The organism is Polymorphospora rubra (assembly GCF_018324255.1).
In the GTDB taxonomy this organism is placed as follows: domain Bacteria; phylum Actinomycetota; class Actinomycetes; order Mycobacteriales; family Micromonosporaceae; genus Polymorphospora; species Polymorphospora rubra.
The window spans coordinates 8,200,527-8,213,892 of the sequence record NZ_AP023359.1; the positions used below are offsets into that span (position 1 = coordinate 8,200,527).

Genomic DNA, 13,366 nt, shown 5'->3' on the forward strand with positions numbered 1-13,366 from the left:
GTTCGGGCGCGCCCGGACCGGGGATCCGGCGCGGATGGGCGGGGCGGCACGCTGGCGGCGGTGGCGGGACTTCGCGCCGCTGGCCGGGTTGACGGTCGTGGTGCTGGTCGGCGCCGGCCTGTGGCTGGGCGGGCGGCGCGCCGCCGCCGACGTCTGCTGGTCCGCGGCGGCCCTGGTCACCCTGCTGGTCACGCTGCGCTGGCTGCTCCGGTCGCTGCGGCAGCGGCGCATCGGCGTGGACGTGATCGCCACCCTGGCCCTGGTCAGCACCCTGCTGACCGGGGAGTACCTGGCCGGGGCGGTGGTGGCGCTGATGCTGGCCACCGGGCACACGCTGGAGATCTACGCCCACGGCCGGGCCGGCCGGGACCTCCACGAACTGCTGGCCCGGGCCCCACGTACCGCGCACCGTCGCACGCCCGACGGCGGCATCGAGGTCGTCGACGTCGACCGGGTACGCCGCGACGACCGGCTGCTGGTCGGCCCCGGCGAGGTCGTACCGGTCGACGGCCGTACCGAGGAGCCGGCGACGTTGGACGAGTCGATCGTCACCGGCGAGTCGCGGTTGGTGGAGCGGGTGGCCGGAGACGGGCTGGCCAGCGGGGTCGTCAACGCCGGCGCGGCGTTCGGGTTGCGGGCCGCCGGCACCGCGGCCGAGAGCACCTATGCCGGCATCGTCCGGCTGGCCGAGGAGGCGAACGCGGCCAAGGCGCCGATGGTGCGGTTGGCCGACCGGTACGCGGCGGCGTTCGTACCGTTCACCCTGCTCCTGGCCGGCCTCGCCTGGGTGGTGTCCGGCGAGTTCGTACGGGCGGTCGCGGTGCTGGTGGTGGCGACGCCGTGCCCGCTGCTGCTGGCCACCCCGATCGCGATCGTGTCCGGGCTGTCCCGGGCGGCCCGGCTCGGTGTGCTGGTCCGCGACGGCGGGTCGCTGGAACTGCTCGGCCGGGCCCGGATCCTGCTGGTCGACAAGACCGGCACGTTGACCGCCGGCCGCCCGCAGGTGGACCGGGTGGCGGCCGCACCCGGCGGCGACGGCGACGAGGTGCTGCGGCTGGCGGCCTCGGTCGAGCAACTGTCCACGCACGTGCTGGCGGCCGCGATCGTGCGCGCGGCCCGGGATCGCGGCCTGCGGCCGGTCGTGCCCGGGCAGGTCACCGAGGAGCCCGGGCAGGGGGCCGGGGGTCGGGTCGGCGGCCGGCTGGTCCGGGTCGGCCAGCACGGCGGCGACCTGCCGGAATGGGCCGTACGCGAACGGGACCGAGCCGAGTCCGACGGCCTGTCTGCGGTGTGGGTGAGCGTCGACGGCACCCTCGCCGGGGCGGTGTTCCTGCGGGACCCGGTACGCCCGGACGCCGCGGCCACCGTACGGCGGCTGCGGCAGGCCGGCTTCTCGAAACTGGTGATGGTGACCGGGGACCGGCCGCAGGCCGCCGGCCGGGTGGCCCGGGCGGTCGGCGTCGACGACCTGGTGGCCCGCTGTTCCCCGCAGGAGAAGGTCGACCGGGTACGCGCCGAGTCGGAGCACGGGGTCACCGTCATGGTCGGCGACGGCGTCAACGACGCCCCCGCGCTGGCCGCCGCCGGGGTGGGGGTGGCGCTGGGGGCGACCGGGGCCACCGCGTCGGCGGACATCGCCGACGCGGTGCTGTCGGTGGACCGGCTGGACCGGCTCGCCGACGCCGTGGAGATCGCCCGCCGGTCCCGGAAGATCGCGGTGCAGAGCGCCACCGTCGGGATGGGGCTGGCGGTGGTCGCGATGGTCGCCGCCGCGTTCGGGCTCCTGCCACCGGTCGCCGGCGCGTTCCTTCAGGAGGGCATCGACGTGGCTGTCATCCTCAACGCCCTGCGGGCCCTCGGCGGCCACCCGCGTCCACCGGAGGCAGCGCCGGCGACGTCGTCGGGGCCGCCGGGCGGCTAGAGGTTGTAGCCGCCGGAAACCTCGATGTTCTGTGCGGTGATCCAGCGCCCTTCGTCGCCGAGCAGCGCCGCGATGGCCACGCCGACGTCGTCCGGTTCACCGAGCCGGCCGAGTGCGGTCCTGGCGACGAGCCCGGGGATCACCTCGGGGTGGCGCGCGAAGGCGTCATCGGCGATGCGGGTGCGGGTGGAACCGGGAGAGACCGAGTTGACCCGGATGCCGTGCTGGCTGAACTCCTTGGCCAGGTAGCGGGTGAGCACGACCAGGCCGCCCTTCATCGTGCCGTAGGCGGAGTATCCGGGCTCCAGGCCGGCCGACGACGCCGAGTTGCTGGTGACGTTGACGATGGCCCCGCCGTCGGCCAGCAGCGGCCGCAGCGTCTGGGTGAGGAAGTACGGGCCCTTGAGCAGGACCCGCATGAGCCCGTCGAACATCTCCTCGGTGGTGTCCTCGAACCGGGCCATCCGGCTGTGTCCGGCGTTGTTGACGAGGTGGTCGAAGGTCTCGCGCTGCCAGGTGTCGCGCAGTACGGCGGCGACGGAGTCGCGGAACGCCGGGAACGTCTCCGACCGGCCGGTGTCCAGCCGTAGCGCCACCGCCGTACCGCCGTCTTCTTCGATCTTCGCGACGGTGTCCGACGCACCGGCCTGGTTGCCGTGGTAGGTGAGGATCACCCCGGTTCCACGCCTGGCGATCTGGATGGCGGCGCTCTGTCCGATGCCGGAGCTGGCCCCGGTGACGATGGCGATCCGCATGGTCAACCCACCTGTCCGTTGGTCTGATGTTCGGAGCCGGTGCCGAGCACCCGGGCGAGCCAGTCGTTGCGTGTGCGCCGGGCCGCGGCCGAGACCGGTACCCGCGGATACAGCGCGTCGAATCCGTGGAAGCCGCCGGCCCAGACGTGGAGTTCGGCCTGGCCACCGGCGGCCCAGATCCGGCTGGCGTAGTCGACGTCCTCGTCGCGGAACACCTCGGCCGAGCCGACGTCGATGTAGGTGGTGGGCAGGCCGGTCAGGTCGTCGGCCAGGGCCGGCGAGACGTACGCCGGCACCGCGGCACCGGTGCGGTCGCCGAGCACCGATCGCCAGCCGAACTCGTTCATCTCGCGGGTCCAGACACCCGGCTCGCCCGAGTACTGCCGGCTGGAGGTGGTGGTGTTGCGATGGTCGAGCATGGGGCCGATCAGCACCTGGGCGGCGATCGCCGGGGTGCCGCGGTCGCGGGCCATCAGGGTGACCCCGGCGGCGAGACCGCCGCCGGCGCTGGCACCCGCGACGATGATGCGGGACGGATCGACGCCCAGGTCACCGGCGTGCTCGGCGACCCAGAGCAGACCGTGGTAGCAGTCGTCGACCAGGACCGTGCCGTTGACCTCCGGCGCCAGCCGGTAGTCCACCGAGACCACCACGGCGCCGAACAGTTCCAGCCACTCCAGCGGGATGTCGAGCTGCGAATAGCGGTCCCCCATGACCATCCCGCCGCCGTGCATCCAGTAGACGCACGGTGCCGCGGTGGTGCGGGTCCCGGTCGGGCTGAGGATCGACAGCGGGATCCGCGCGCCGTCCGGGCCGGAGATGGTGACTTCGCGCCGCGCGACGGCACGGCCGGCGAGCAGTGGTTCGACCGGCGTCGACGCGAACGGCCGGATCTGCGCCAGTGCCTCGGCGGTGAGTCGGGGCACGAGCGGCAGGTCGGCGAGCAGCGTGCGCAGTGCGGGATCGAGGTCAGGTCGGGCCAACGTCACGGTGGGTCCTTTCTCTCCTGGTCGGCGGTTCAGAAGGTGGCCCTGCCGCCGACCGGTACCTGGTCGGCGTACCGCGGCTCGTCGGCGAGAAGCGGCTGAAGCCTGGCGACCAGGGCCTGCGCCGGCGCGGTGGCGAAGAAGGTGCGGTGGGCCTGCTCGCTGGTCCAGCCCTCGGTCACCGAGACGATGTCGGGGTTGCCGGCCGAGCGGCAGACCAGGAAGACGACGCAGTCCGGGTGCGACGGCGCACCGAGCAGAAGGTCGATCAGTTCGTCGCCCCTGCCCGGCCGCGCGGTCATGGTGGCGTGGAATCCGTGGTTGACGATCATCAGTTCGTCGCCCCTGCCCGGCACGCGGTCATGGTGGCGTTGAATCCGTGGTTGACGGTCATTGGTGGACTGGTCCTCCCAGCCATGGAGCTGTCGCGCGCTCCGGGGACATCTACCCATTTATGGAACCACCGTGAGCTGCGGAAACGTTAGAACGATGCTCGCGAGGTCTTGCCCAATGCTCTCGTTGTGGCGAGGATTGGTCAGTGGTTGAATCGGCTGGTGAGCCTTGAGGAGCTACGCGGTCTGATCACCCGGCACGCCCGACCCGACGCGGGTACGGCCATCGACGACGTGCTGATCTCGAGGGTCGAGCGGTCGACGCCGTCGCCGTCGATGTCGGGCACGGTGCTGGCGCTCATCGCGCAGGGCGCGAAACGGATCGCATTGGGCGACCGCGTGTACGAGTACGGCGCCGGGCAGTACCTCGTGACGTCGGTGGACCTACCGGTGACCGGCCACTTCGTCGACACCAGTCCCGAACGACCGGCGCTCGGCGTCGGCCTGATCCTGCGGCCGGCCGCCGTCGCCGAGCTGCTGTTGGAGGCGGCGCCCGGAGACCTGCCACCGGTCGGTGGCGGCGCGCCCTCCGGCATGGCCGTCAGCGACGCGCCCGCCGAACTGCTCGACGCGGTGGTCCGGTTGCTGCGCCTGCTCGACCAGCCACGCGACCGGACGGTGTTGGCGCCGTTGATCAGACGGGAGATCCTCTGGCGGGTCATCACCGGCGAGCAGGGTGCCGTCGTCCGCCATCTCGGCCTCGCCGACAGCAGCCTCAGCCACGTCGCGCGGGCGGTCCGGTGGATCCGCGAGCACTACACGCAGTCGTTCCGTGTGCAGGACCTGGCGCAGCTGTCGGGGATGAGCCTGTCCGCCTTCTACCGCAACTTCCAGGCGGTCACCGCGATGAGCCCGATCCAGTTCCAGAAGCAGATCCGGCTCCAGGAGGCCCGGCTCCTGCTCGCCACGGATCCTCACGACGTGACCGGCGTCAGCCGCCACGTCGGCTACGACAGCCCGTCACAGTTCAGCCGCGAATACCGCCGCCAGTTCGGCGCACCTCCCAGCCAGGACGCCCGTCGGCGCGGGTCAACGCACGACGCCACCCCGGCCCTGCCGTAGCCGCCGGTGACGCTCGGGAGCCGGCGCGGGATTCACGAGGCCGACGTCGTACGCGGCGATGACAAGCCGCACCCGGTCGCGGGCCGCGAGCTTGCTCAGATGGCTCGATGTGCGGGCGGCACGCTTCTCCGTTACGCTGAGTCCGGACCGGCGGTACGTTCTGAGGTGAGGGTCACCGCCGGCATTGCCTGGGAGTCACTCTCGTGACGTTCTCGACCTTCAACGACCTTGCATCCCTCGATGCTCTCACCTTGACCTGGGTCACCGTCGGCGACGGCCGGGTGGTGCTGTCGGTGACCGGCGAGGTCGACATCGCCACCTCCGGCGAACTCGACCGGACTCTCGCCAACGTGCTGCACAGGCCGTCCGTACACCGGATCGAGGTCGACCTCGCCGGGCTGCGGTTCCTCGACGCCTCCGGGATCCTGGCCCTCCTGCGGGGCAGCGACCGAGCCCGTCGGCGGGGCTGCCAACTCCTGCTGACCAATGTGACACCTGGGGTCCGTCGGGTCCTGCAGATCACGGGTGCGTCGTCCGTACTCGGCCTCGGCGACGGACGGTGACGTTCAGCGCGGCGTAGGCAGTTCACCGGACTCGACCAGGCGCAGCGCCACCTCGAGCAGCTTCATGTTGGTGCGCTGACTACTGGTCACCAGCGAGGCGAACGCCTGGTCCCCGGTCAGCCGGTGCCGCTCCATCAGGATCCCCTTGGCCTGCCCGATCACGTCCCGCACCCCGAGCGCGTGCGTCAACTGCGTGACCTGCTGCGCGTCCGACATCGCCACCGCGGCGTGCGCGGCGAACAGCAGCCCCACCTGCTCCGACTCGTCGGTGAACGCGCCGGCCCGCTCGGCGTAGAGGTTCAACACACCGAGGTTGTCGTCCTCGGCGGTGTAGAGCCGGAACGACAACATGCTTCCGATTCCGAGTTTGGCCGTCCCAGCGGTGAACCGGGGCCACCGCGGATCGGCCGCGAGGTCGGGCACCCGCACCGTCACCTGCTCGTACAGTGCGGAGAGGCAGGGGCCCTCATCGGCGTTGTACTGCACCTCGTCCACCGCACGCACCACGTCGGCGGTGGCGGCGGTCGTACGGATCCGTCGACGTCTGCGGACCTCCGACACGCCGGCATGTCCGGCGCCCGGAATGGTGTCCACCGCCGCGTGGACGATGGCGTCCAGGGTGTTCTGCTCGCTTTTCTCACCGCGCAGGCGCCGGGCCAGGTCGCCGAGCGCCGCCCCCAGCCGGTCCGGCCCCGGTCCGCCGTACTCCGTGGACGGTTGCCCCCACTCGGTCCGGGCGTCCTCGCTCATCGACCGTCCTCCGTCCCGCGGGGCAGAACCCGTTGGTCGGGGCAGCCCCAGCCGGGCGAAAACTACCCGGATCGAGAACGGCCGAACCCTGGCCGCGATGGAAGCACCCCCTCACTCCAACTTTTCATCCTCTGAAGCAAAAGTATGGCGTCCGCACCGCAAAGGTCTTGCAGGTTGGACGAATGTGGTCGATCATTTCCCCCAGCCGCCGATCGAGGAGCATCTTCGTCCCCCGAGCAGGCACCCCTCGGTGATGGTCCGGACGGCGGCTCCATGGGCACCATCGAAGGGGGAGGGAATGTCTCCACGCCCACCACGAACGAGCCGGGCAGCCATGCTGCTCGGCGTCGCGCTGCTCGCCTCGCTGGCCGTCGTCGGTACGCCGCCGGCCGCCGCCCAGGCCGCGGACCTGCCACCCCAGCAGCCGGGGTGACGCTACGTACGTACGACGTACGGGTGCCACTCACCGAGATCTGCACCCTCAAGCCGAGCCAGACCCCGAACATCGACAAGCTGATGCCGGACATCGACTGGTCCACAGCCGACGAATTCGGGCTGGAGGACAACTTCGTCACGCACGCGCTCGCCAACCTCCACATCAGCACCGCCGGGTCGTACACGTTCCGGCTGACCAGCGACGACGGTTCCCGCCTCTACATCGACGACGCGGTGGTGGTCGACCACGACGGGCTGCACGGCGCCACGTCGAAGGACGGCAGCGTCACGCTGACCGAGGGGCACCACGCGCTGCGGGTCGAGTACTTCGAGGCCGGCGGCGGCCAGCAGCTCACCCTGTCCTGGCAGCCGCCGGGCGCGACCGGGTTCGCCGTCGTACCCACCTCCGTGCTGAGCACGGACTCCGAGGCGGTGCGGGTGGTCTCGCCCGGGCGCAAGGAGTGCGAGGGTGTCGCCGACACGCCGGGCGACGGCCTTCCACTGGACGAGGTGCACCCCGACTACACCCTGACCGATCTGCGGCCGGCCGGCTTCGAGCCACAGGTCTCGGGCATGGACTGGCTGGCTGACGGCCGGCTGGTCATCTCCACCTGGGGCGGCAGCAACCAGGTGCTCGGCGAGGTGTACATCGTGGAGAACGTGACCGGGGCGACCGGCCCCGACCAGGTCACGTACAAGCGGGTCGCCACCGGGCTGCGGGAGCCGATGGGCGTGGCGGTGGTCGACGGCACCATCTACGTCTCCCAGAAGCACGAACTGACCGAACTACGCGACGCCGACGGCGACGAGATAGCGGACGAGCACCGCACGGTCGCCACCTGGCCGTACGGCGGCAACTTCCACGAGTTCGCGTTCGGGCTGCTCTACAAGGGCGGCAACTTCTACCTCAACCTCTCGGTCGCGATCAACTACGGCGGTGCCACCACCGACCCGCAGCCGGTCGGCAACCGGGGCACCAGCGTCGTGGTGAACCGGCGCACCGGCAAGATCAGCTACGTCGCCGGCGGCCTGCGCACCCCGAACGGCATCGGCTGGGGGCCCGAGCAGGAACTCTTCGTCACCGACAACCAGGGCGACTATCTGCCGGCCTCCAAACTGGTCCGGATCGATCAGGATCGCTTCTTCCACCACTACACCAATCCGGACGGACCGTACGACGCCAACCCGGTGACCCGGCCGGTACTGTGGCTGCCGCAGAACGAGATCGGCAATTCGCCGAGCACGCCGGTACTGCTCAAGAAGGGTCCGTACCGCGGGCAGTTCCTGATCGGTGACGTCACCTACGGCGGGTTGCAGCGCGCATACCTGGAGAAGGTCCACGGCGAGTACCAGGGTGCGGTGTTCCGGCACACCCAGGGACTCGAGGCCGGCGTCAACCGGGTCTCGCTCGGCCCCGACGGCGCGATCTACGTGGGCGGACTCGGCGCCGACGGCAACTGGGGCCAGGCCGGCAAGCTCCGGCACGGGCTGCAGAAGCTGACGCCGAACGACAACCGGACGTTCGACATGAAGTCGATGAGTGCCACCCCGAACGGCTTCAAGATCGAATACACCCGACCGCTGTCCACCGCCACCATCCAGGACATCGCGCGGCGATACCAGGTGAAGCAGTGGCGCTACGTCCCGGCCCCGACGTACGGCGGACCGAAGGTCGACGAGGAGACCCTGACGGTCACCGGGGTCAAGGTCTCCAACGACCGCAGAACGGTCACCCTGACCATCGACGGCCTCCAGGCCAACCGGGTGGTGCACCTGCGCTCGCCGCGCTCGTTCACCGCGTCGAACGGTGCGGAACTGTGGAGCACCGAGGCCTGGTACACCCTCAACGCCATCCCCGGGGTGCAACCGGACCAGGTCTTCTACGAGCTCGAAGAGGGCAACCGGGCGGGCGGCGCCGGATTCGACACCGAGCACGCCGGTTTCTCGGGGGTCGGGTTCGTGGACAACTTCGGTGGGCTGAACGCCTCCACCACCGTCCACGTCGACGTGAAGCGGGCCGGCGACTACGAGGTGGGGCTGCGCTACAGCAACGGACCCAACCCGTTCCAGGGCGACAAGACGGTCAGCATCTATGTCAACGGCAGCAAGGTGAAACAGACCGTCCTGCCCACGACGGTCACCTGGAAGGAGTGGGCGACCAAGACCGAGCGGTTGACGTTGCGCCGCGGCGTCAACTCGATCCAGTACCGGGTCGACGCGACCGACACCGGGCACGTCAACCTGGATCTCGTCACCGTACGCAAACCCGGTGAGCGGATCACGCTGTTCGACGGCGGCAACCTGTCGGAGTGGCAGCACACCGACGGGCGGTCCGCGAGCTGGCGGCGGGTGGACGGCGGCGCGATGGAGGTCTTCGGCGGCGACCTGCGCACCAAGCAGGCGTTCGGCGACTTCCGGCTGCACGTCGAGTTCAAGGTGCCGCTCCTGCCACCGGAGGTGACCGGCCAGAACCGCGGCAACAGCGGCGTATACCTCCAGGAGCGGTACGAGATCCAGGTCCTGGACTCCTACGGGGACCCGACCCTCGACACCAACGAGGCCGGCGCGATCTACCTGCAGAAGGCGCCGGACGTCAACGCCGCGACACCACCGGAGACCTGGCAGACGTACGACATCGAGTACCGTGCGGCGCGCTACGACAGCGCGGGCAACAAGACCGAGAACGCCCGGGTGACCGTGGTCTGGAACGGCGTACTCGTACACGACGACGTCGCCATCACCGGTCCGACCGGCGGCAACATCCCCGAAGGACCGGCGACGGGGTCGATCCGCCTCCAGGATCACCAGAACACCGTGCAGTACCGCAACATCTGGATCGAACCGCTGACCTGACCTCCCGCGACGGCCGTGCCGGACCAGTCCCTGGTCGGCACGGCCGTCGTGCTGTCCGCGCCGTCACGGCGCGCCCTCGACGACGTGGCCCGCCCTCGACGTCATGGTGTGCCCTCGACGACGTGGGCGAGGCGCCGGTCCGCGCGATCAGGGTCGCCGCCGCGGGCGTCGCGCTCTTCGCGCCCGGTCCGCCGCTGATGCCCATCGCACTCCTACCCGCGGCTCTCGCCGGCGACGTGCCGTGCGGCATCGGAGCACCGTGGACGGCCATCGCGGCACTCACCCTTGCGGCGGATCTCCGCCGACGCTCTTCTCGGTCTGACCCGGCGCTGGGCGTCCGGTGCCGGCGGGAGATCCCGGCCCGGCGGCACCCCGGCCCCGGTCCCCCGCGCAGACCCACGTTGGTCCTCGCTCCGCCCGGCGGCTCGCTCCGCCCGCGCCCGGAGGCGTTGTTGGCGATTCTCGTTGTTGATCTGAGCGGGAGGAACCTTATCGCGCGTGGGTAAGGTCCCTCCCGCTCAGATCAACAACGCAACTCCGCGACCCGCGCTCGGACGCGGCTCAATTCGACCAACTGGTCAGACCACCTCCCGTGTTCCTCAGCCTGGTCGACGACCCAGGCGACAGCAGGGTGGACTTGACGTTATCTCGCGCCGCAATCAACCTCAAATACGCCTAAAGCTGCCAATCGTCGGCACCCTCGATAACAGTCAGGTCACAGCTATTTCGAGCATGTCCACCCCTGCACTAGGTTCCGTGAAGGCAAGAGGTCAGACCTCATTCCTCATGCCTCTACCCTGACGAGGTGAGTTGACGAAGTGCAGGAACCAGCCCCCCGCTATGCCGGGTACCGGTCTTTCGACTACTTGACGCCGCACGCCGACTACAAGGTGTTCGAGCTCGCGCCCCAGCTCGGTCGGGTGCCCGAACACGACCTCGGCCTGAGCGACGACCAGCGCGCCCGGGTCGCCCGGCTGCTCGACGAGCACATGGCCATCTCGCTGCACGAGCACCCGAAGATCCTGCCGGCCGACGTGTCGCAGTTGCGTGACTACAACCGCACCGGCCGCAACTCCTTCGGCTTCGAGGGCCTGGCCCGCTCCGGCATGACCGCGGTCTTCGACAACTTCATGAACGGCACCGGCTGCGTGACCAGCGAGCACGCCTGGAAGTGGGACGACGTCATCTACGACATCGGCCTGCGTTTCGCCGACGTCGCCAAGCAGGACCACGTGGTCGTGGCGACCACGCTGGAAGAGATCTTCGAGGCCAAGCGCAACGGCCAGCTCGCCCTGGTGGCCGGCCTGGAAGCGGCCACGATGATCGAGAACGAGCTGGACCGGATCGACATCCTGTACGGCTTCGGCGTCCGCCAGATGGGCATCGCGTACAGCCAGGCGAACATGCTCGGTTCCGGCCTCTCCGAGGACCGCGACGGTGGGCTGACCCACTTCGGCCGGCGCGCGGTGGACCGGATGAACAAGCTCGGCATCGCCATCGACATCTCGCACTCCGGCGACCAGACCTCGCTGGACGTGATCGAGGCCAGCCGGGTACCGGTGTTCATCACCCACGCCGGCGCCCGCTCGGTCTGGAACACCCCCCGGATGAAACCGGACGAGGTGATCCGGGCCTGCGCCGAACGGGGTGGCGTGATCGGCATCGAGGCCGCTCCGCACACCACCCTCTCGGCGGAACACCCGCACCACTCGATCGAGTCGGTGATGGACCACTTCATCTACTGCGTGGAACTGGTCGGCATCGACCACGTGGCGTTCGGTCCCGACACCAACTTCGGTGACCACGTCGGGCTGCACGACAGCTTTACCCAGCACCTGGCGATCGGGAAGGCCCACGGCGTGGTGGACCACCCCCGGGTGCCCTACGTGAGCGGCATGGAGAACCCGGCGGAGTGCTTCAGCAACATCGTCGGGTGGCTCGTCACGCACGGTTACTCCGACGACGAGATCGCCAAGGTCATCGGGGGCAACATCATCCGGGTTCTTCAGGAGGTTTGGTGAAAAAGACAGTCAAGGGTCGGTGGCGGCTCGCTGTCGCGCTCGGCGTGGTGGCCACGCTGGGTATCTCCGGCTGCGGTCTGAACGAGGACAACGGGTCCTCCAGCGGCTCGTCGGCGGACTCGGTGCTGCGGATCGGCACCACCACCGACGTGAGCAACTTCAACCCGCTCCAGTCGCTCAGCAAGACCGACTCGTGGATCCTCAACGCGATGTACCCGCACCTGCTGCGGATCGACGAGAACGCCAAGAAGGCGCCGGAGCTGGCCAAGGAGTACCGCTACGAGGACGACGGCAAGACCGCCGTCTTCGACCTGCGGGACGACTTCAAGTGGACCGACGGCCAGCCGGTGGTCGCCGAGGACGTCAAGTTCAGCGCCGAGATGATCATGAAGTACAAGCTCGGCAACGTCGCGGCGAAGCTGACCTGGGTCGAGTCGATCGAGGCGCCGGACGCGACCACGGTCAGGTTCAGGCTCTCCCAGCCGTACGCGCCGTTCGCCGAGGGCGTCGGGTTCTGGATGTCGATCGTGCCGAAGCACATCTTCGAGAACGCCGGGGACCTGTCCAAGTTCCCGAACGACTCGAACTGGGTCGGCGCCGGTCCGTTCGTGCTGGACAGCATGACCAAGGGCCAGCGCTACGTGATGAAGCGCAACGAGAACTACCCGCTCGCGCCGGAGGGCAAGGCGGCGGTCAGCCAGGTCGAGTACCGGGTCTACCCGGACGTGAACACGATGATGCTGGCGCTGCGCAACGGTGACATCGACATGATGGGCACCCCGGTGCCGGTCTCGGCGGCGAAGACCTTCGAGAACGACGACAAGATCAAGCTCGAGAAGGTCGGCGCGCTCGGCTTCGCGCACCTGACCTACAACATGAAGAACGAGTACCTCGCCGACCAGGAGGTCCGGCAGGCGCTGTCGATGGCCGTCGACACCAAGGCGATCATCTCGGCGGTGCTGCAGGGTGACGGCCAGCAGATGGCCGGTCCCATCTCGCCGGTCTTCTCGGACTACGACAACACCGAGATCCAGCCGTACCCGTTCGATCCGGCGGGCGCGAAGGCCAAGCTGACCGCGGCCGGCTACAAGGACGCCAACAACGACGGCTTCTTCGACGAGCTGAACTTCGGCGTGGCGTGCGACCAGTCCAACGCGAACATCACCCGTGTGGTGCAACTCTTCCGCGAGAGCGCGGCCCAGGCCGGCATCAAGCTGGAGAACGAGTGCGTGGAGCGGAACACCTTCCTCACCCGCACCAAGAACGGTGAGTACGACATCGACGCGTCGCAGTGGGGCGTGTTCGACAACCCGATGGACCAGCTGCGCAGCACCTACCTGTCCAGCAACCCGGGTGGCATCAACTACAACCTGCTCGAGTCGCCGGAGATGGACGCGCTGATCAACGACGCGGCCGGAACCACCGACCCGGAGGCGTTCAAGACCAAGATCAAGAACATCGACAAGGTCGTGCACGAGCAGGCGTACCTGACCCCGCTGTACGTGGAGAACTTCCGGTTCGCCTACAACGCCAGCAAGTTCACCGGCTTCGTTCCGTCGCCGTCGGACCTGCTCGGCATGGTCACCGCGTACTCGCTGGCCCAGGTCACCCCGGTCCAGTAACCGAGA

Annotated in this window: 10 protein-coding genes; 6 read left to right on the forward strand and 4 right to left on the reverse strand. The window is 69.5% G+C overall.

All coding sequences use genetic code 11. The features are described 5' to 3' along the window. The first annotated feature begins 34 nt into the window (after window positions 1-34). A complete protein-coding gene (locus tag Prubr_RS35935; protein WP_212828922.1) occupies window positions 35-1,921 on the forward strand; it encodes a heavy metal translocating P-type ATPase in 1,887 nt (628 codons plus the stop codon). Here the strand turns inward: Prubr_RS35935 and Prubr_RS35940 are convergent. Genes Prubr_RS35940 through Prubr_RS35950 form a run of 3 tightly spaced genes read right to left on the reverse strand, consistent with a single transcriptional unit; the run spans window position 1,918 to window position 4,018 of the window. Then, the gene (locus Prubr_RS35940) at window positions 1,918-2,676 is read right to left on the reverse strand and encodes an SDR family NAD(P)-dependent oxidoreductase (RefSeq protein WP_212820147.1); all 759 of its coding nucleotides are present in this window, start codon (window positions 2,674-2,676) and stop codon (window positions 1,918-1,920) included. The genes Prubr_RS35935 and Prubr_RS35940 overlap by 4 nt on opposite strands. 2 nt (window positions 2,677-2,678) lie before the next feature. After that, window positions 2,679-3,665, reverse strand: a complete 987-nt coding sequence (locus Prubr_RS35945; RefSeq protein ID WP_246568136.1) for an alpha/beta hydrolase — start codon at window positions 3,663-3,665, stop codon at window positions 2,679-2,681. 29 nt (window positions 3,666-3,694) lie between these two features. After that, window positions 3,695-4,018 (reverse strand): putative quinol monooxygenase, encoded by a 324-nt coding sequence (locus tag Prubr_RS35950; RefSeq protein WP_246568138.1) that lies wholly within the window; start codon window positions 4,016-4,018, stop codon window positions 3,695-3,697. 198 nt (window positions 4,019-4,216) lie between these two features. Between Prubr_RS35950 and Prubr_RS35955 the strand changes: the two genes are divergently transcribed. Beyond that, window positions 4,217-5,116 (forward strand): AraC family transcriptional regulator, encoded by a 900-nt coding sequence (locus Prubr_RS35955; RefSeq protein WP_246568140.1) that lies wholly within the window; start codon window positions 4,217-4,219, stop codon window positions 5,114-5,116. 203 nt (window positions 5,117-5,319) lie between these two features. Further along, window positions 5,320-5,679 carry an STAS domain-containing protein gene (locus Prubr_RS35960; protein WP_212820150.1) on the forward strand — a complete coding sequence of 120 codons (360 nt, stop codon included), beginning with the start codon at window positions 5,320-5,322 and terminating at the stop codon, window positions 5,677-5,679. Window positions 5,680-5,682: 3 nt separating this feature from the next. Here the strand turns inward: Prubr_RS35960 and Prubr_RS35965 are convergent, their stop codons facing one another. Next, window positions 5,683-6,429, reverse strand: coding sequence for a GAF and ANTAR domain-containing protein (locus Prubr_RS35965; RefSeq protein ID WP_212820151.1), 747 nt, complete (start codon window positions 6,427-6,429; stop codon window positions 5,683-5,685). 429 nt (window positions 6,430-6,858) lie between these two features. Here Prubr_RS35965 and Prubr_RS35970 point away from each other — a divergent pair, with 429 nt between their 5' ends. The 3 genes from Prubr_RS35970 (at window position 6,859) to Prubr_RS35980 (ending at window position 13,360) form a co-directional block, all read left to right on the forward strand. Beyond that, on the forward strand, window positions 6,859-9,717 hold the full coding sequence (locus Prubr_RS35970; RefSeq protein ID WP_246568142.1) for a 3-keto-alpha-glucoside-1,2-lyase-like domain-containing protein: 2,859 nt from the start codon (window positions 6,859-6,861) through the stop codon (window positions 9,715-9,717). An 818-nt stretch (window positions 9,718-10,535) separates the two neighbouring features. Further along, window positions 10,536-11,738 carry a dipeptidase gene (locus tag Prubr_RS35975; RefSeq protein WP_212820153.1) on the forward strand — a complete coding sequence of 401 codons (1,203 nt, stop codon included), beginning with the start codon at window positions 10,536-10,538 and terminating at the stop codon, window positions 11,736-11,738. Beyond that, entirely contained in the window at window positions 11,735-13,360 is a 1,626-nt protein-coding gene (locus tag Prubr_RS35980; protein ID WP_212820155.1) for an ABC transporter substrate-binding protein, read from the forward strand. Before Prubr_RS35975 ends, Prubr_RS35980 begins: the two co-directional genes overlap by 4 nt. Window positions 13,361-13,366: the final 6 nt, after the last annotated feature.